Raw genomic sequence first — 17,672 nt, 5'->3', positions numbered from 1 at the left:
AGGTAACTATAGTGGATTTAGTGATAATTGTCAAGGAAGGGTCCTGTTTTATCATAAAAAAGGTAGTATAGAAGTGTTTGGCGGAATTAATCCAAAGTTAAGCGGAATTAATCCAAAGATTGGCGGAAATCCGGACCAAATTGGCGGAATCTCAATTTTTAAGAAAATGTCCTTTCAACAAACATAAAATCCGCGGAATCGCCCACACGATTCCGCGGAAAAAAACCCCTTATCTCAATACATTAAAATACCTAGCTTCCGGATGAGCAAAGACAATCGCTGACACGGATGCTTCCGGTTCCATCATACAGCCGTCTGTTAACTGGATGCCGATTTCCTCTGGACCAATAAGCTTAAACAGCTTTTTCTGATCCTCTAATTCCGGACATGCCGGGTAGCCAAACGAAAAGCGTTGTCCTTGATAATGTGCGGCAAACCGGTCCTGCATCGAAAAATCAAGTGGATCCGGGAATCCCCAGCGATCGCGCATCTGCCGGTGGATTAATTCGGCAAAGCCCTCCGCCGTCTCCAGCGCCATTGCCTGAAGAGCGTGGCATTCAAGAAAACGACCTTCAGCCTTCAACTGGTCGGCTTTTTCGCGAATCCCTCTTCCGGCAGTTACTGTAAAGAAGCCCACATAATCCTTCACACCGCTGTCAACGGACTTTAAAAAGTCTGCTAAACATAGATGCGGTGCCGATTCTTGTCGTGGGAAATCAAACGTTTCAATAACGACTTCTGGATTTTTCGGGTCATAAATATACACCTTGTTCCCATCTGATTGAGCCGGGAAAAACTGATAGGCAGCAGCAGGTGTAATCCACTGATTCGCTTTGGCTTCCGCAAGTAATTGGTCAACAACCTCTTTTATTTTTACCGCCTTTTCATCCCGTTCAGCGAGTAATTTTGAAATTTTGCCCTTCACACCAAGATGATGGCCAAGCAGCATTTGCATATTGATATACGGTTCAATATGGGAGAGTGAATAGGATCTCAAAATATGCCTTTTTGTATCCAGTGGCGTAAAGACCGGCACCTCAGTGGAAATGGCAGGCCTTACTTTCACGGCAACAGAGCCGCTCGACCGGATGGGCAATTCCCTTGGGACTTCTAAAGCAGCAAGTTTTTCTGCTTTTTCATCGTGCAGCTTTTGATGTTCCTCGGGTGAACCTAATTGGTTAGCAAGTGATAAGCCCGTCATCGCATCTTTTGCATAAAGAACAAGACCATCATACTCTTTAGAAATTTTTGTATCCGTGAATTTCCGGGATAGGGCGGCACCGCCAACTAAGATAGGTAAAGAAATCCCTGCTTCCTTCATATCTTGAGCGGTTAAGACCATTTGCTGCGCGGATTTAACCAGCAAACCAGATAATCCAACAAAATCCGGTTTTTCCTTTTGAATGGCCTGAACCAACTCAGTAGGTGTCACTTTAATCCCAAGATCATGTACTTGATAGCCATTATTACTTAGAATGATGTCCACTAAGTTTTTCCCGATATCATGGACATCGCCTTTAACCGTTGCAAGAATCACTTTTCCTTTTGAGGCAGATACATCGCCTTTTTCCATATGCGGCTCTAAGTGTGATACGGATGCTTTCATTACTTCAGCACTTTGCAACACTTCTGCAACGATTAATTGGTTGTCGTTGAACAAGCGCCCAACTTCCTTCATCCCATCCATTAACGGTCCATTTATAATTTCAAGTGGGGCAGGGTAGGACTCAAGAGCAAGATCTAAATCAGGTAGCAAGCCCTCTTTTGTACCTTCCACCACATAGTAGGCGAGCCGTTCTTCTAAGCTCATATTGGTGCCAGTTACTTTCGATTCTTTCTTTTTACCGCGATAAAATTCGGTAAAGGTTGCAAGGGTTTCATCTGTCGTATCAAAGAGAAGTGCTTCTGCTAATTGAACTTCTTCCTTCGAAATCGACGCAAACCGCTCCAATTTCTCCGTATTGACGATGGCGTAGTCAAGCCCTGCCAACGTGCAATGGTACAGATACACAGAGTTTAGAATTTCTCTGCCAACAGGCGGAAGACCAAATGAAACATTGCTCACACCGAGAATCGTCTGGACGCCTGGAAGTTGCTCTTTGATTAATCTGATTCCTTCAACCGTAGCTTTGGCAGAACCAATATATTGAGCATCACCCGTACCAACTGGAAAAACAAGCGGATCAAAAATTAAATCCTGTGGTTTAAGGCCGTATTTATTCACTAGCAGGTCATGAGAACGTTTAGCAATCGCCAGTTTCCGCTCAGCGGTAACGCCCATTCCTTTTTCATCGATGGTTCCAACAACGACAGCTGCCCCATAACGGTGTATTAAAGGTACAACAGCTTCAAAACGCTCTTCCCCATCTTCAAGATTAATCGAATTAATAATCGCTTTTCCCTGCGAATATTTAAGGGCCCGTTCAATGACCTTTTCATCGGTTGAATCAATCACAAGTGGTACTTTAATCTTCTTCACTACCTCTTTGATGAAATTTTCCATGTCTGCTATTTCATCACGGTCTGGATCTGCAAGGCAAAGATCAATCACATGCGCCCCGCCTTTTACCTGCGCACGGGCAATTTCCGCTGCTTCTTCAAATTTACCCTCCGTGATTAATCGTTTGAATTTCCTTGATCCAATAACATTCGTCCGCTCGCCAACCAAGATAGGTCTTAAAGTCGGGTCATCGTAAACAAAAGGTTCAATACCGGAAACCATATGAACACTGGATTGCTGAACTTCACGCGGCTTATACTCTTTCATCGCCTCGGCAATCGCCTTAATATGTTCAGGCGTCGTACCACAACAACCGCCGACAATATTCAGCCAGCCATGGGCGGCAAAATCCGAAAGCTTTTTCGCAAGTGTTTCAGGTGTTTCATGGTAATGCCCTTCCTCGTCCGGTAAACCGGCATTCGGATAACAGCTTACCGCAGTAGCAGCAAGCCCTGCCAGCGAACGAACATGATCCTGCATAAATTCCGGACCTGTGGCACAGTTCAAACCAACGGCTACAGGATTCATATGCTCAACAGAAATATAGAACGACTCAATCGTTTGTCCTGCGAGCGTTGTTCCCATCGGCTCAATCGTTCCGGAAATGAACAATGGCAGTGTTTTTCCTGTTTTTTCAAAAGCCTTCTGAATCCCAACATAGCCGGCCTTCACATTTAGCATGTCTTGGCTCGTTTCCAGCAGGAGTAAATCAACACCGCCGTCAATTAAACCAATCGCTTGTTCTTCGTAGGAAGCAGAGAGCGCATCAAAGGTTGTTCCACCGGTAACACTTAATGTTTTCGTTGTTGGCCCCATCGAACCCGCCACATAGCGGGGCCACTCATCGGTCGAAGCCTTCATCGCTTCCCGAACCGCAATCATGGCGGCAATTTTATTGATCTCATAGGCTTTAAACCCTAATTCATATTCATCAAGGACGATGCTCGTTGCCCCAAACGTATTTGTTTCGATAATGTCGGCGCCAGCCGCCAAATATTCTCGGTGAATGTTTGCAATGACAGCTGGAGCGGTTAAATTCAAGTTTTCGTTGCAGCCATCATACTGTTCGCCGCCAAAATCATTAGGAGTAAGCTCCGCCTGCTGCAGCATGGTTCCCATTGCCCCGTCCATAACAAGGATGCGATTTTTCAGTTGATCAATAAACGATGTTTTTGGCATAGCTGTTCCTCCTTATTTCGCTGGCACGATTTCTAGCATATTGGGCCAGCTCAGTGGTTAATTCATAGCGTAAAAATGGTGTTATTAAATAAATTCCGTTAAATAAATCCAAAGCCGCGTCAATAAGTGACTTGGTTATTTCAATTCCTTCTCTTGTGGCCTGAAGCGGGTTATCATTCAAGCCCGCCATCCGCTCACGGATCGAATCAGCGATTTTTATACCGGGTACTTCATTATGAAGAAACTCGGCATTTTTACTGCTGATTAGTGGCATTAAGCCAATATAAATCGGTGCATCTAAATGTTTCGTATGTTCATAGACTTCCAGCAGCTTTTCCTCGGAAAAAACCGGCTGGGTGATAAAGTAATCAGCCCCAAAGTGGATTTTCTTCTCCAACCGCTTTACAGCTTTTTCTACTGAGCGGACATTCGGGTTAAAGGCGGCGGCAATACTGAATGCTGTTTTTTGCCCCAAATCCTTTCCGGAAAAAGAAAGCCCTTCATTTAACTGCTTAATCATTTGAATCAATTCAAATGAAGATACATCATACACGGAAGAAGCACCAGGGAAATCGCCAACCCTAGCAGGATCACCGGTAATGGCTAGGACATCATTCAAGCCAAGTGTGTGCAGACCCATTAAGTGTGACTGCAAGCCGATAATATTGCGGTCGCGGCAGGATAAATGGATGAGCGGTCTTACATTTAATCTCTCTTTTAACAAGTAACCGAGGGATTCGTTGGAAATCCGTACGGTGGCCAGTGAATTGTCGGCTAATGTGATCGAATCAATTCCCGCTTCCTTTAACGCCCGGGCCCCTTCGAAAAATTTCGTTGTATCCAGCTTTCTTGGTGGATCTAATTCCACGATTACCGACGGTCGGTCCTTTACAATTTCCTGAAGGGGAGTGAACTCCCTTTTAACCGCAGAAGTTTCGACGACAATCTTCTTTGGTTTCAATTTGACTACCTTTTCGGTAATGGGAACACTATTCTTCAGTTCTGACGCAAATGCCCGGATGTGGGCCGGCGTTGTGCCGCAGCATCCGCCAAGTAGGCGAACCCCTTCATTGCGAAAGGCACGAGCTGACTGACAAAAATAATCAGCATCCCCTTCGTAATGAAATTTCCCATCCGTATAGGTTGGCAGACTGGCATTTGGGTAGGCCGAGAGAAAGGCATGCTTTGGAAGTTCAATCTGTTCCAGTGCGAGCAGCATATGATGCGGCCCAAGCCGGCAATTTAGGCCAATGACATCTGCTCCCAGACCTTCTAACCTTGTCATAGCCTCGTTAACAGGCAATTGATTTTGCAAAATGCCAGGCTCTTGAAGCGAAACCTGGGCAATAATCGGCAGCTTTGTTTCCTTCCGGGCAATTGTCAGAACGGTTTCGAGTTCTTCTAAGTCGTAAAAGGTTTCCAGCAATAAACCGTCAACCCCTTCAAGCAGCAGGCAGTATAATTGTTCGCGGAAGCTGCGTTTTAGCTCATCAAGAGAAATAGTGTTAGGCTTAACACCGCGATTACCGCCCATTGTTCCAAGTACATAGGCATTAGTTTCTGCTGCCTTTTTGGCATTGCGAACGGCAGCACTGTTAATCTCTTTCACCGAGTCTTCTAGTCCATAGCGCTGCAGTTTTAAGTAGTTCCCAGCGTAGGTATTGGTTTGAATCACGTCGGCTCCAGCATCTATATAAGCTTTATGGATAGATTGAATCTGTTCCGACTGCGACAGATTCAGCTCCTCAAAGCAGCAATCCGTTCCATAGGAATAAAGAAGGGTTCCCATCGCACCATCAGCGATTAAAATCTGCTTTTGTAATTTTTCTAAAAAACTCATGGTGTTTCTCCTTGTGGTAAAACCAATTGTTTTTGTTCAACATGGTGAAAGGCTTGCGCGAAATCCTTCATCAAATCGTCAGGATTTTCAAGTCCAACCGAGAGACGGATAAGACTATTGGTAATGCCACGCTTTTCTCGCTCTGCTTGCGGCATTGCTGCGTGAGACATTTTCGCTGGATAAGAAAGAATCGATTCAACCGCCCCAAGGCTGACTGCGAATACAGGGATTTTTACATTTGCAAGAAAGGTTCGCAGCGCATCTTCGGTAGCCAATTCAAATGATAGGACGGCCCCAGGACCACTAGCTTGTTCCTTTTGAATTTGATATTGCGGATGACTTTCAAGCCCTGGATAGTGAACTTTTTCTACAAGGGGATGGGCATCTAAATATTCTGCTAGTTTCATAGCTGACTTTTGCGATTGTTCCAGCCGAACGTGCAGCGTCTTAATGCCTCTTAATACAAGCCAGGCATCTTGAACACCCAGGATCGCCCCAAACCCATTTTGCAAAAAGCCTAATCTTTTCGCTAAACCTTCATCGTTGACAACAGCAAGCCCGGCAACGACATCACTATGACCTGATAAAAATTTCGTCGCGCTATGAAGGACAACATCTGCGCCTAATTCCAATGGTTTTTGATAGGCAGGAGTAAGGAACGTGTTATCAACAAAGGTTAACGCACCCGTTTCTTTGGCAATCTTACTGATTGCCTTAATGTCAGTTACTTTCATCAAGGGATTTGATGGTGTTTCTACATAAAAAGCTTTGGTATTGGGTTGAATCGCTTGTTTCACTTCATCTATATTTGTCATATCGACAAATGTATGTTCAATCCCAAGCCGTGAAAGAACCTCAGTCACCATTCGGAAAGTACCACCATATACATCTTCGGTAATCACAATATGATCACCGGCAGAAAGCAGAAGAAATGCCGTAGAAATTGCAGCCATCCCTGATGAGAAGGCAAATCCTTTTACCCCGCCCTCAAGTTCAGCAATCACATCTTCAAGTGCTTCCCTTGTCGGATTTAAACTGCGGCCATAATCATACTTGCCAAACTGATCGAAATCAGATTGGTGGAAGGTGGATGCATGCTGAATCGGCACACTAACCGCTCCAGTTGCTGGATCAATTTTATGTTTATTATGAAGCAGTCTGGTTTCAAAGCTAAATTCCTCCTGTGCCATTATGCAATCACTCCTTCTTTGATATGGACAAAAGCACCCTCAAGGTCAACAATTAAATCCTCTGCATCTTCAATGCCAACGGAAAAACGCAATAACCGATTGTCCACGCCAGATTGAATCCGTATTTCTTCGGGAATATCCGCATGTGTTTGCGTTGCCGGATAGGTAATAAAGCTTTCCGTGCCGCCAAGACTTTCTGCAAATGTAATCAGCTTTAAGCCTTGTAAAAATGGATTAATCCATGCTTCTTCTTGTAATCGGAACGAAACCATCCCGCCTCTTCCCGGATAAAGAACATCAGTCACCGCTTCATGTTTAGAAAGGAATTCCACAATTGCCTTGGCATTTTTCTCATGTTGTTTCATGCGAAGCGACAAGGTCTTCATGCCACGCATTAACAGCCAAGAATCAAATGGACTTAGGACGGCTCCTGCTCCGTTATGATAAAGTGCCAAGGCTTCACAAAGTTCCTTACCTTTCGCGACAATCAGCCCGGCTAAAACATCATTATGTCCGCCTAAATATTTCGTCGCGCTATGGATGACAATATCGGCACCAAGGACGATTGGCTGCTGTAAAAGTGGAGTATAGAACGTATTGTCAACAATCAGCAATAGGCCATGTTTCTTGGCAATGGCTGAAACAGCGGCAATATCGGATTGTTGCATGAGGGGATTGGTGGGAGTCTCGAGAAAGATTGCTTTCGTCTGCGGTGAAATCTTCCGTTCAATCTCTTCAGGACAACATGTATTGACATATTGACACTTTAACCCCCATTTTTTATAGCCTTGTTCTAATAAACGGTAGGTGCCGCCATATAGATCCTCGCTTACTAACCATTCATCACCACTTTGGAATAATGAAAGAATGGTGAAAATGGCCGCCATCCCCGAGCTTGTGGCGAATCCTTGATCGCCACATTCCAAATCGGCAATTGTTTTTTCAAGAAGCTGGCGTGTTGGATTTCCTGTCCGTGAATAGTCAAACCCGGTTGATTGCCCAATTCCATTGTGTCGATAAGCTGTTGAAAAATAAACAGGGGGATTTACGGTTCCTGTAGCTGTATCACTGCGATTTCCAATTTGGGCAAGTTTCGTATCAATTTTGTACATGATGCACACTCCTTGTTTAATAAATGTCTGATTTCAGTTTGATTAGTACTGCTTTAATGCTGTACGGTGATAAAGCTAACGGATAATAAAAAAAGTCTTCTATAAGAAGAAGACTTTTGTAAGCACGACCAAAGTGTCATTCTTCTTATCTTGCAAATTAGCAGCTAATTTGCAGGACTTAGCACCTTTTCAATGGACAAACCATTGATGGTTGCTGAGGCGTCGCAGGGCCATTCCCTCAACCTCTCTTGATAAGAAATCAATTATTTAGATTATTTATAAAATTTACTACAGATTAGTGGGAGTGTCAATTGATTTTTGAAAAATGCAATATTTGTTGTCTCTTGCATATTAGAAACTGGTTGAAACTAAGACTGTTTGATTATATTATTGGTTCGTCAAATAGATCTTTATGTAGAAAGATACGTACAAATCATTATTTGTACAGGAAAACGGTTAACTTGTTTTTGTTATCAATGGTGGTAAGTAAAACTTCATTAATGTCTGTCTTATATTGGTCCTTAATTGTGTTAATCAGCCACTCTTTCTCCTTGTTAACCTGATTCAACACTTGAAAATCAATCTTCCCTTCTTTGATGATTGTCTTTGGAAGATCAAAAGGGTCTGTTTTTATTTGATAGGTTGCTGGTGTGATGGCCTCATGCTGAGGATCCAAAAAAATAGAGAGTTTCCCATCGGATTCCCATAATGCTAACGCAACTTTTTTTATATCGGCAACTTTCTCTTTTCTTAACTCCGCTAATAAAAAATCAATTGATATTCTTGCTTTTCGAAGCCCTTTATATAGAATTTCTCCATTTTTTATAAGGGGAATAGGTGCTGAATCCGTTAGTTTTCGAAAGGCAGTCCATTTAAGGCTTAAGAAAACACCACCAATATACAAAATCGCAATGACAAGAGTTGAAATAACCGATCCTTTCAATCCGATGGTTTGGTCTGATAAAGGATGGGCAATGATATTTCCGAGCATAAGGGCAATGACAAAGTCGAGTAGCCTTAATTGGGAGATGGCACGGGAACCCATTATTTTGGCCGTAATGAGCAAAATGAAGAAAGAGATTGCCGCCCTTAAGATCCACTCAACGGTCGAAAGTGAATGTTGACCATGGAGAAATTCCATTAAGACACATCCTTTTATGTAATCACTATTACATAGTATTGTCATGAATGGGTTATTTTTACGCCAAAAAGCCAACAAAAAAACAGGATGAAATTACCCTGTTTTTTAACTATGCAAAAACTTAACACAAACCGGATAAGGCACCGTAATATCCGACTCGATAAGCGTCAACTTACCCGTCGCATCATCCCGTGAAAATAACACAAGATTACTGGACTCCTGATTAGACGCTACTATAAACTTCTCACTAGGATCCAACGCAAAATCCCGCGGCCAATCCCCTTCGGTCGAAACATGTTCGACAAAGCTAAGTTCCCCTGAAAATCCATCGACACGAAAAACAGCGATACTATTATGACCCCGATTACCTGCATAAACAAAGCGACCATCTGAAGAAATATGAATCGCACTGCCTTGGTTATTTTCCGTAAAATCTTCAGGCAATGTGGAGATATATTGCTTCTCGGTAAAATGGCCATCCTCCGGATAATAGCTTAAAACAACAACTTCCGAGCTGAATTCGGTCATAATGTAGGCATATTTACCATTAGGATGAAAAACCAAATGTCTTGGGCCGCTGCCGCCTTTTAAAGGTAAGAAATTTGCTCTCGTAAGTGTCCCGTCATTGCCCACAGAATAGGTAATAAGTGCATCGATTCCCAATTCAACAACGGCGAGGAACTTTTCATCAGGAGTAAGACTAGCATAATGGGTATGCGGCTTTTCCTGTCGCGGATCGGGGCCAGAGCCTTCATGCTTCATGACTGAAACAGCAGGTGAGATGGAGCCGGTTTCAGCATCGAGTAAATAGGATACTACCTCGCCTTTATGATAATTTCCACTGAATAAAACTTTTGATTGACTGTCTACACTTACATGACAAGGAGATGAACCAGCTGCTAGTTGGGAATTGATTGGTGTCAGATCTCCCGACTCTTGTATGGAAAAAGCAGCTACCCCACCATTTTCGCCTTCTTTTTTAACTGCAAAAAGGAAACGATTATCCTTGCTGATATTTACATATGTAGGATTATCTAATTCGGCCGCCAGCTTTACATCCAGTATTTTCGCGGCGTCAGTATCAAGTGTAAAAGAGTAAACACCCTTACTGTCTCCTTTTGTATACGTTCCAATATAACCAAGGTACTTGTTTGTATTTGTCATTTTCAATGCTCCTTACTATTGATTTCTTATCTTATCATATCCTATTTTTAATAATAAATGGTAACTAGCTTTAAACATATATACTATAATTAGGGTAGGACTCCCATGTTGTGGTAGGAATATTAATCGAAATGAGGCGAAGAAAATATGGTATATCAAGCTGCGGAAAATCGATATCAATCCATGAAATATAATCGAAGCGGACGTTCAGGGTTGTTGCTTCCAGCCATTTCTTTAGGGCTTTGGCATAATTTTGGGGGTGTGGATTCCTTTGAAAATGGTCGCGGGATGCTAAGAAGGGCATTTGATTTGGGGATTACTCATTTTGACTTGGCAAATAATTATGGGCCGCCTGCAGGATCGGCCGAAGAAATGTTTGGCAGAATGATAAAAAGTGACTTTGCCCCATACAGGGATGAGATGATTATTTCCACTAAAGCAGGTTACTATATGTGGCCAGGACCTTATGGAGACTGGGGTTCAAAGAAATATTTGACGGCTAGCTTAGATCAAAGCCTAAAACGAATGGGAATCGATTATGTGGATATTTTTTACTCGCATCGTCCGGATCCAAATACCCCGTTAGAAGAAACCATGAGTGCATTGGATTCAATCGTTCGGCAAGGTAAGGCCTTATATGTTGGAATTTCAAATTATAATGCAGAACAAACGGCTGAAGCTATTAATATTTTAACTCAATTAGGTACACCGTTGTTCATTCATCAGCCAAGATATTCTATGTTTAACAGATGGATTGAAGGCGGTTTACAGGATGTGTTGCAGGAAAATGGGGTTGGCTCGATTGCCTTTAGCCCATTGGCACAGGGTTTGTTGACGAATAAATACTTAACCGGTATTCCTGCAGATTCCCGTGCGGCAAAATCTACAGGTTTTTTACAGAAGGATCAGGTAACAGCAGAGGTTATGGCGCGTGTTCAAAAATTAAATGAAATTGCAGCTGAGCGCGGTCAAAGTCTATCACAAATGGCTCTTGCCTGGGTATTACGCGGCGGTAAGGTGACTTCAGTTCTTATTGGAGCAAGTAAAGTTAGCCAAATTGAGGAAAACGTGGCTGTATTGAATAATCTTGATTTTTCTGATGAGGAACTGGCAAGAATAGAGGATGTATTAAATAGTTAATGGTCATTCGGTACCTAGCAGCTCGCCAATTGGCGAGTATTTTTTTTGAAAGGAACCAATTAGTTGCATTATATAGAAAGATAAGTAATATTAAAACTATCAAGGGTTAGAACTTACATAGAAGCTTTTCTATCTACCAATTAAAGGAGTTTGATTATGGCAAAGAATAAAAAAAATACTAAAAGCCAGCCGAAATCCTCATCCAAGTTTGCTTTCTGGATGATTGGGATTATTGCTGCTTTCGTACTAGGATTTATTTTCATCGGCAACCATTCAAAACAGGATGAAAAAGCAAATTCAAATAAAACGATTGATTACAGTAATCAGCCATTCCTTGGTGATAAGTCTGCACCGGTCTCGATTATTGAGTTTGGTGATTATAAATGTCCAAACTGTAAAAACTTCAATGAAAATGTCGTCCCCCTAATCGAAAAAGAGTTAGTCGATACAGGAAAGGCTAAGCTTTATTTCATGAATTATGCTTTTATTAATACAGACTCCAAAAGGACAGCTAAATTTGCGGAATCTGTTTATCAGGTGCTGGGGAATGAACCATTTTGGAAATTTCATGATTTAATGTATAAAAAGCAGCCGGAAGATACGAAGTATGAAAAAATTGATCTGTTTACCGAAAAATTCCTAACTGACACCTTAAAAGAAGTGGCAAGCGATGCTGATGTAAATAAGGTCGTTAAGCACTTCAATGATCGTCAATATAAAGAATCCTATAACAAGGATATGGACCTTGCTGAAAAATTAGGAGCTACCGGAACACCAGCCATCTATGTGGATGGACAATATTTTGAAGGACAAACCATGGATGATTTGAAAGATATGGTCGATAAAGCGGCAAAGGGTGAATAGAATGAATAAATCTTTACTTTTCTCCTGGGTTGCTGCGATCATCGCCACACTCGGAAGTTTATATTTTAGTGAAGTGATGCATTTTATCCCATGTACCCTTTGCTGGTATCAACGAATTTTTATGTATCCATTGGCGATTATATTAGGTATTGCTGTTTACCGAAACGATAAAAAAATCTATTACTATGTACTGCCATTGTCCATTATTGGTGTACTACTATCCGGCTATCATACTTTATTGCAGAAAATCCCCTACCTGCAGCAGTTTGAAATGTGTACAAGCGGGGTGCCCTGCTCGAAGGATTATATTAATTGGCTTGGGTTTATATCGATTCCGATGCTAGCGCTGATTGCTTTTATCATTATTACGATTAGCATGATGGTGTTAGCCAGGGGCCAAAAGGAAGAGGAGACTATTCGCGGATAGTCTCTTCTTTTCTGTTTCTACCTTTCATGAATATGATAATTTGGCAAAGAATAGAGGTAGGTAAATCTATTTACATGGAGGCAGAAATGAAAGCATCAGATCTAATGGTGAGTTGTTTGGAAAATGAGGGTGTGGAATATGTTTTTGGCATTATTGGTAAGGAAGTCATTGATTTAGGGGATTCTTTATCGGCTTCAGAAAAAATAACCTACATACCTGTTCGTCATGAGCAGGGGGCGGCATTCATGGCCGATGTGTATGGGAGAATTTCCGGAAAACCAGGAGTTTGTTTGGCAACGCTTGGCCCCGGGGCGACGAATTTAGTAACGGGGATAGCTAGTGCGAATTTGGATCATTCACCGGTCATCGCCATTACAGGTCAAAAAGCGTTGAAAGATCAGCATAAACATTCTCATCAGTATATTGATATCCAAGAGGTGTACAAACCTGTCACAAAATGGTCCATCCTAATAAAAGCAGCAAACACAATTCCGGAAGTCATCAGAAAATCCTTTCGAACAGCAGTGGAAGAAAAACCTGGAGCTGTATTAATCGAATTACCGGAAGATATCGCCGCCGAAAATGTGACTACAGGGCCACTAGCTGTTTCAGGTTTGCCAAAAAGTGTACCTGTGTCTGAATCACTCCGTTCCGCAGCACAAGTGATTAATCAAAGCCAAAAACCATTTATCATTATTGGAAATGAGGTCATTCGCCAAAATGCTGTCATCGAAGTGCTGGCATTTATTGAGCAGTTGGGTTCACCGGTTGCAACCAGCTTCATGGCGAAAGGAATTTTACCAAAAGATCACCCGCAAAATTTTTATACCTTTGGGTTTATGGAGAAGGATTACGTCCTTCGAGGGTTTGAAGAAGCGGATTTATTGATTGTGATTGGTTTTGACGTCATCGAGAAGCTTCCGTCAGAATGGAATATGAAAAAGGTTCCGGTCCTTCATCTTTCGGCAACTGCAGCGGATGTTGACGAATATTACCCTGTACTGGCTGAGTTAGTGGGGAATCTTAAGGCAACACTGCCACTTCTTCCAACACAGCCCAAACATTGGCAGCCCTCTGGAAGGTTAAAGCAACGGATCGAAGAGTCATATTCTATTATAGAAAAAGCTAGTGGGGATCTTAACTTAACAATTGAAGAAATCTTGCATGTGCTAGAAAAAATCCAGACTGACGAGACCATCTTAATTTCAGATGTAGGCTCACATAAAGTGGCGATTGCCAGAACCTATCAACCAAAGCATGCGAACCAAATGATTATTTCCAATGGTTTTGCCTCCATGGGCATCTCCATCCCTGGAGCAATTGGGGCAAAATTAGCTGCCCCGGAAAAAACAGTTATCTGTATAACGGGCGATGGCGGCGCATTAATGAATTTTGCCGAACTTGAAACGGCTAAAAGACTAGGTTTATCCTTCGTCATCATCCTCTTAAATAACTCGATGCTGAAACTAGAAGTAGATACGATGGAGAAAAAGTTTGGCGATAGTTACGGCGTCACCTTTACTAACCCGAATTTTGTCCATTTAGCAGAAAGCTTTGGGGCAAGGGGAGTGAGGGCAACGACAATAGCGGAATTTGAAGGAATGCTGGTTGAAGCAATGTCTTTGAAAAGTGAAGTTGTGCTCATAGAAACAATGATCCAATAAGCTTAGGTAAAAATCTGAAATGATAAAAAAAGAGCGGTGAAACCAAATGGTTTTACCGCTCTTTTCTGAGTTGGGAAGAATCATTAGTACATATAAGATGCACCGATGATGATTAAAAGAATAAACAAGACTACAATTAACGCAAAGCCGTTGTTGTTGCCGTATCCGCCTCCAGACATAATGATCACCCCCTTCCTTCAATAATTACAATGTATGCATGGTGCATAATGTTTGAAATGGACAAGTGCATATTCGAAGAAAAAAAGTGCTGGTGAATGGTTGATGAAGCAAAAAATGAACATATTTGCCATTAAATCGTCATATGTACATTGTGTGAAACGTATTGTTGGTATGAATAGTATGATTTATCCTACAAAGGAGAGGTGAGTGATGATGATGAATCATGGAAAAATTTTTGGAACCACGAGTATGGGAGAAAGAGGCCAAGTGGTCATCCCATCCGAAGCAAGAGAGGAACTAGGAATTAAAACAGGAGAAAAGTTTGTTGTATTTGGCGATGCCAGGAAAGGAACCGTGATTCTTGTTAAATCAGAGATTATGAATAAGTTTGCTAATTTCTTTTTTAACAAGTCAAAGAGATTCGAAAAAATAGCCCAAGAGATTTTTGATAAAACAGAGACAGAAGAGGAAGAAAAAGAATAATTTACTCTTCATTGAAGGATAGGTTGACATACCACGCAGGCTTGTCCCGTGGGGCTTTGAATGAAAGGGGAGGACAAGAATGCGTGAGATGATACGCTTACTGTTCAACAAGAGATTTCGCAAAACATTTTTCATGTTTGTCGGATTCTTTATGCAATTTTGGTGGCTGGGAAAAACAAAGAAATTTTTACATAAAGAAAAGGCCAATCAAAAGTATAAGGAAGTTTACAGATCCCAAGCTAAAAAATTTGTAGGTGCTGCCGTTGAGATGGGTGGTCTAATCATCAAGCTTGGCCAGTTTGTCAGCTCAAGGGTCGATATTTTACCAAAGGAATATACCGATACCTTGTCAGAGCTGCAGGATTCAGTGGCGCCAGTTGACTCAGCCGTTGCGATTAGCAGAATTGAAACGGAACTGGGTGGAAGGCTTAGCGACCATTTTACCACCTTCGACCCATCACCTGTCGCCGCTGCATCGTTAGGCCAGGTCCATAAAGCAGTCACGAAAAGTGGGGAAGAAGTTGCCGTTAAGGTCATGCGTCCCGGAATCGAAGCAACGGTTTCACTTGATTTGGCTACCTTAAAGGTGCTAATTGCCTTTGCACGTCGTACTAAAATTGGCAAGTTTGTTGATTTAAAGGATGTCTATCAAGAATTTGAAGAAGTGATTACGGAAGAATTGGATTACCTCAAGGAAGCAAAGAATCTAGAGTCCTTTCAAGAATCTTTCCGTGAATTTCCCGGTGTTACTACACCACGTGTATATTGGGAACTGACGACCAGTAAGGTGCTGGTGATGGAGTTTATTGAAGGTGTAAAAATTAACGAGATTGAGAAATTAGAAGGAGCTACAATTAATAAGAAGAAACTAGCCTCCATCCTTTATTTGTCCTATTTAAAACAATTGATGGAGGATGGCTTTTTCCATGCTGATCCACATCCCGGAAATCTTTTAGTCAAACAGGACGGAACGATTGCCTACATTGATTTCGGAATGGTGGGAACGATTTCGAATGTGATGAAGGAAAATATCGTTAAGCTTGCCATGTCTATCTACTTGAAGGATGGCAGCGGGATTGTAGAGGCCTTTGATGAACTTGGATTTTTAAGAAAGCATGCAGACAAGACCGCGCTCGTGAAGAATGTAAAGGTTATTCTCTCCAGCTTTTCTGAAGGCAGTTTTAGCATTGAAAAGATAAATAATGAGGGGTTTCTTGAGGAACTACGAGAGTTCCTTTATGAACAGCCCTTCCAAATTCCGTCGAGAACTACGTTTTTAGGCAAGGCGATTATGACTGTTTTTAGCATCTGTAACGGATTAGATCAGAATTTTGATGTTGTTGCGAATACAAAACCATATGTGGAAGATATGTTGAGCAGTAATACTGCCAATGCAAGCACTGCAAAAGAGACCGTGCTTGACCAGGTTAAGAATACGCTTTTAAAGGTCATTCCCACATCCCGTAAATTGTTCCATTTTGTTGATCAGCTAGAATCAGGTGAGCTCCGAATTCAGCCATCTACGGCTTTTGAAAAAAATATATTGAATAATCAAGCCTTGCAAACAAGGAAAATTGTCTTAGCCGTATTTGGAACAGGTTTATTGATCTCCGGTTCGCAAATGTTTGCCGATAACCAGCTTGCCGGGATCCTATTAATGGTCAGCGGTGGCTTGTTAACTATTTTTCAGGCAGGGACCCGAACGTCTGTTAGAAGAAGGCGAAGGGCACATCCTAGACCACCATTTATGAAAGCTAAAGAATAGACCAAACTTACTACGGTTTGCCTAAAGCTATTCCAAGAAAAAGTCCAACCATGTGCTGTTGGACTTTTTTGATGCTTATAAGGATTTACCAAGGAATGCCGACAGCATCCAAAAAGGGGAATCCTGTATCAATTTACCGAATTTGTTGTCAATTTGGTGAAGACTTCCTGAAAGAGAGCCGATTCTATGTTACAAGCATGAAACGCCATGTAATAATGAAACCTTAACTATCCACTCAAGGGATTAATAGGAAAAAAAGATAGATTGGTTGATCATTCCAATTAGGTGTGAAAGGCATGGATGGCGGGGTTCATTCTAGTTGAAGGATCATTACCAATTATTGGACGATGAATAAGAATGTTACAACTGTTAGCCTTAGTAGTAGAGAAACGGCACACTAACTTTTGGAGGTCATAAAATGAATAAACTTAAAAAACTAGTGATTGCAACGGGAATGATTCTATCGATGTCAGCATTTACTTTAAATGGAACAACTGAAGCGGCCACAACTACTCATAAAGTGCAAAAGGGTGAAACCTATTGGAAAATTGCCACTAACTTTGGCGTTCCTGTTAATAGTTTAATGGCGACAAACCATGCAACTAACAGTGCCCTTAATGCAGGTCAAAATCTCGTCATCCCAAATTCTACTGTTACAGCAGCAGAAAAAGATTTAATGGCACGTCTTGTTCATGCCGAGGCAGTGGGCGAACCATATGCGGGGAAAGTTGCTGTGGCAACGGTCATTTTAAACCGAGTTGCGAGTTCTGAATTCCCGAATTCGATCAGTGGAGTTATCAATCAAATTGCCAACGGTCATTATGCATTTACGCCAGTAGAAAATGGTCAGATCAATCAACCAGCTGATGCAGCATCAAAGCAGGCAGTGAATGAAGCGTTAGCGTTCAAAGGACAAGGCAATGGCTCATTATTTTTCTATAATCCAAAGACATCTTCCAGCCAGTGGATCACTTCCCGTGAAGTAACCGTCACAATCGGTAACCACCGTTTTGCAAGATAAGC

At 41.9% G+C, this 17,672-nt stretch carries 14 protein-coding genes and 1 riboswitch; of the genes, 7 read left to right on the top strand and 7 right to left on the bottom strand.

Features of this window, described 5'->3' with window-relative positions; translation table 11 throughout:
• Positions 1-229 precede the first annotated feature (229 nt).
• From metH to RCG19_RS04845, 6 genes are all read right to left on the bottom strand, one after another.
• The gene (gene metH, locus RCG19_RS04870) at positions 230-3,679 is read right to left on the bottom strand and encodes a methionine synthase (protein ID WP_308109887.1); all 3,450 of its coding nucleotides are present in this window, start codon (positions 3,677-3,679) and stop codon (positions 230-232) included.
• A complete protein-coding gene (locus tag RCG19_RS04865) occupies positions 3,657-5,519 on the bottom strand; it encodes a bifunctional homocysteine S-methyltransferase/methylenetetrahydrofolate reductase (RefSeq protein WP_308109886.1) in 1,863 nt (620 codons plus the stop codon). The genes metH and RCG19_RS04865 overlap by 23 nt, the downstream gene beginning before the upstream one ends.
• Positions 5,516-6,709 (bottom strand): cystathionine beta-lyase, encoded by a 1,194-nt coding sequence (gene metC, locus RCG19_RS04860; RefSeq protein WP_308109885.1) that lies wholly within the window; start codon positions 6,707-6,709, stop codon positions 5,516-5,518. The genes RCG19_RS04865 and metC overlap by 4 nt, the downstream gene beginning before the upstream one ends.
• Positions 6,709-7,821, bottom strand: coding sequence for a methionine biosynthesis PLP-dependent protein (locus tag RCG19_RS04855; RefSeq protein ID WP_308109884.1), 1,113 nt, complete (start codon positions 7,819-7,821; stop codon positions 6,709-6,711). The genes metC and RCG19_RS04855 overlap by 1 nt, the downstream gene beginning before the upstream one ends.
• 142 nt (positions 7,822-7,963) lie before the next feature.
• Positions 7,964-8,079, bottom strand: a riboswitch (SAM riboswitch).
• Between the two features lie 178 nt (positions 8,080-8,257).
• On the bottom strand, positions 8,258-8,962 hold the full coding sequence (locus RCG19_RS04850) for a DUF421 domain-containing protein (RefSeq protein ID WP_308109883.1): 705 nt from the start codon (positions 8,960-8,962) through the stop codon (positions 8,258-8,260).
• A gap of 105 nt (positions 8,963-9,067) precedes the next feature.
• Positions 9,068-10,126: a lactonase family protein gene (locus tag RCG19_RS04845; RefSeq protein ID WP_308109882.1), complete on the bottom strand. Its 1,059-nt coding sequence runs from the start codon at positions 10,124-10,126 to the stop codon at positions 9,068-9,070.
• A gap of 147 nt (positions 10,127-10,273) precedes the next feature.
• Between RCG19_RS04845 and mgrA the strand changes: the two genes are divergently transcribed.
• The 4 genes from mgrA (at position 10,274) to RCG19_RS04825 (ending at position 14,221) form a co-directional block, all read left to right on the top strand.
• Positions 10,274-11,266 (top strand): L-glyceraldehyde 3-phosphate reductase, encoded by a 993-nt coding sequence (gene mgrA, locus RCG19_RS04840; protein ID WP_308109881.1) that lies wholly within the window; start codon positions 10,274-10,276, stop codon positions 11,264-11,266.
• A gap of 156 nt (positions 11,267-11,422) precedes the next feature.
• Positions 11,423-12,130: a DsbA family protein gene (locus RCG19_RS04835; protein WP_308109880.1), complete on the top strand. Its 708-nt coding sequence runs from the start codon at positions 11,423-11,425 to the stop codon at positions 12,128-12,130.
• A gap of 1 nt (position 12,131) precedes the next feature.
• Positions 12,132-12,557 (top strand): disulfide oxidoreductase, encoded by a 426-nt coding sequence (locus RCG19_RS04830; RefSeq protein ID WP_308109879.1) that lies wholly within the window; start codon positions 12,132-12,134, stop codon positions 12,555-12,557.
• An 86-nt stretch (positions 12,558-12,643) separates the two neighbouring features.
• Positions 12,644-14,221: an acetolactate synthase large subunit gene (locus RCG19_RS04825; RefSeq protein ID WP_308109878.1), complete on the top strand. Its 1,578-nt coding sequence runs from the start codon at positions 12,644-12,646 to the stop codon at positions 14,219-14,221.
• An 83-nt stretch (positions 14,222-14,304) separates the two neighbouring features.
• Here the strand turns inward: RCG19_RS04825 and RCG19_RS04820 are convergent, their stop codons facing one another.
• The gene (locus RCG19_RS04820) at positions 14,305-14,400 is read right to left on the bottom strand and encodes a YjcZ family sporulation protein (RefSeq protein ID WP_308109877.1); all 96 of its coding nucleotides are present in this window, start codon (positions 14,398-14,400) and stop codon (positions 14,305-14,307) included.
• Between the two features lie 211 nt (positions 14,401-14,611).
• On the opposite strand from RCG19_RS04820, the gene RCG19_RS04815 reads away from it, so the two are divergent.
• From RCG19_RS04815 to RCG19_RS04805, 3 genes are all read left to right on the top strand, one after another.
• Entirely contained in the window at positions 14,612-14,884 is a 273-nt protein-coding gene (locus RCG19_RS04815; RefSeq protein ID WP_308109876.1) for an AbrB/MazE/SpoVT family DNA-binding domain-containing protein, read from the top strand.
• Positions 14,885-14,963: 79 nt separating this feature from the next.
• Complete coding sequence (locus tag RCG19_RS04810; protein ID WP_308109875.1) at positions 14,964-16,649, top strand: ABC1 kinase family protein; 1,686 nt, start codon at positions 14,964-14,966, stop codon at positions 16,647-16,649.
• Between the two features lie 418 nt (positions 16,650-17,067).
• Positions 17,068-17,670 (top strand): cell wall hydrolase, encoded by a 603-nt coding sequence (locus tag RCG19_RS04805; protein WP_308109874.1) that lies wholly within the window; start codon positions 17,068-17,070, stop codon positions 17,668-17,670.
• Positions 17,671-17,672 lie beyond the last annotated feature (2 nt).

It is taken from the genome of Neobacillus sp. OS1-2 (assembly GCF_030915505.1).
In the GTDB taxonomy this organism is placed as follows: domain Bacteria; phylum Bacillota; class Bacilli; order Bacillales; family Cytobacillaceae; genus Neobacillus.
The sequence above is the reverse complement of the archived record's forward strand: the minus strand, read 5'-3'. Positions and strand labels throughout refer to the sequence as shown.

Bases quoted from the DNA above. Each gene is read 5' to 3' on its own strand.
- metH (WP_308109887.1), bottom strand. From the start codon at position 3,679: ATGCCAAAAACATCGTTTATTGATCAACTGAAAAATCGCATCCTTGTT.
- RCG19_RS04865 (WP_308109886.1), bottom strand. From the start codon at position 5,519: ATGAGTTTTTTAGAAAAATTACAAAAGCAGATTTTAATCGCTGATGGT.
- metC (WP_308109885.1), bottom strand. From the start codon at position 6,709: ATGGCACAGGAGGAATTTAGCTTTGAAACCAGACTGCTTCATAATAAA.
- RCG19_RS04855 (WP_308109884.1), bottom strand. From the start codon at position 7,821: ATGTACAAAATTGATACGAAACTTGCCCAAATTGGAAATCGCAGTGAT.
- RCG19_RS04850 (WP_308109883.1), bottom strand. From the start codon at position 8,962: ATGGAATTTCTCCATGGTCAACATTCACTTTCGACCGTTGAGTGGATC.
- RCG19_RS04845 (WP_308109882.1), bottom strand. From the start codon at position 10,126: ATGACAAATACAAACAAGTACCTTGGTTATATTGGAACGTATACAAAA.
- mgrA (WP_308109881.1), top strand. From the start codon at position 10,274: ATGGTATATCAAGCTGCGGAAAATCGATATCAATCCATGAAATATAAT.
- RCG19_RS04835 (WP_308109880.1), top strand. From the start codon at position 11,423: ATGGCAAAGAATAAAAAAAATACTAAAAGCCAGCCGAAATCCTCATCC.
- RCG19_RS04830 (WP_308109879.1), top strand. From the start codon at position 12,132: ATGAATAAATCTTTACTTTTCTCCTGGGTTGCTGCGATCATCGCCACA.
- RCG19_RS04825 (WP_308109878.1), top strand. From the start codon at position 12,644: ATGAAAGCATCAGATCTAATGGTGAGTTGTTTGGAAAATGAGGGTGTG.
- RCG19_RS04820 (WP_308109877.1), bottom strand. From the start codon at position 14,400: ATGTCTGGAGGCGGATACGGCAACAACAACGGCTTTGCGTTAATTGTA.
- RCG19_RS04815 (WP_308109876.1), top strand. From the start codon at position 14,612: ATGATGATGAATCATGGAAAAATTTTTGGAACCACGAGTATGGGAGAA.
- RCG19_RS04810 (WP_308109875.1), top strand. From the start codon at position 14,964: ATGCGTGAGATGATACGCTTACTGTTCAACAAGAGATTTCGCAAAACA.
- RCG19_RS04805 (WP_308109874.1), top strand. From the start codon at position 17,068: ATGAATAAACTTAAAAAACTAGTGATTGCAACGGGAATGATTCTATCG.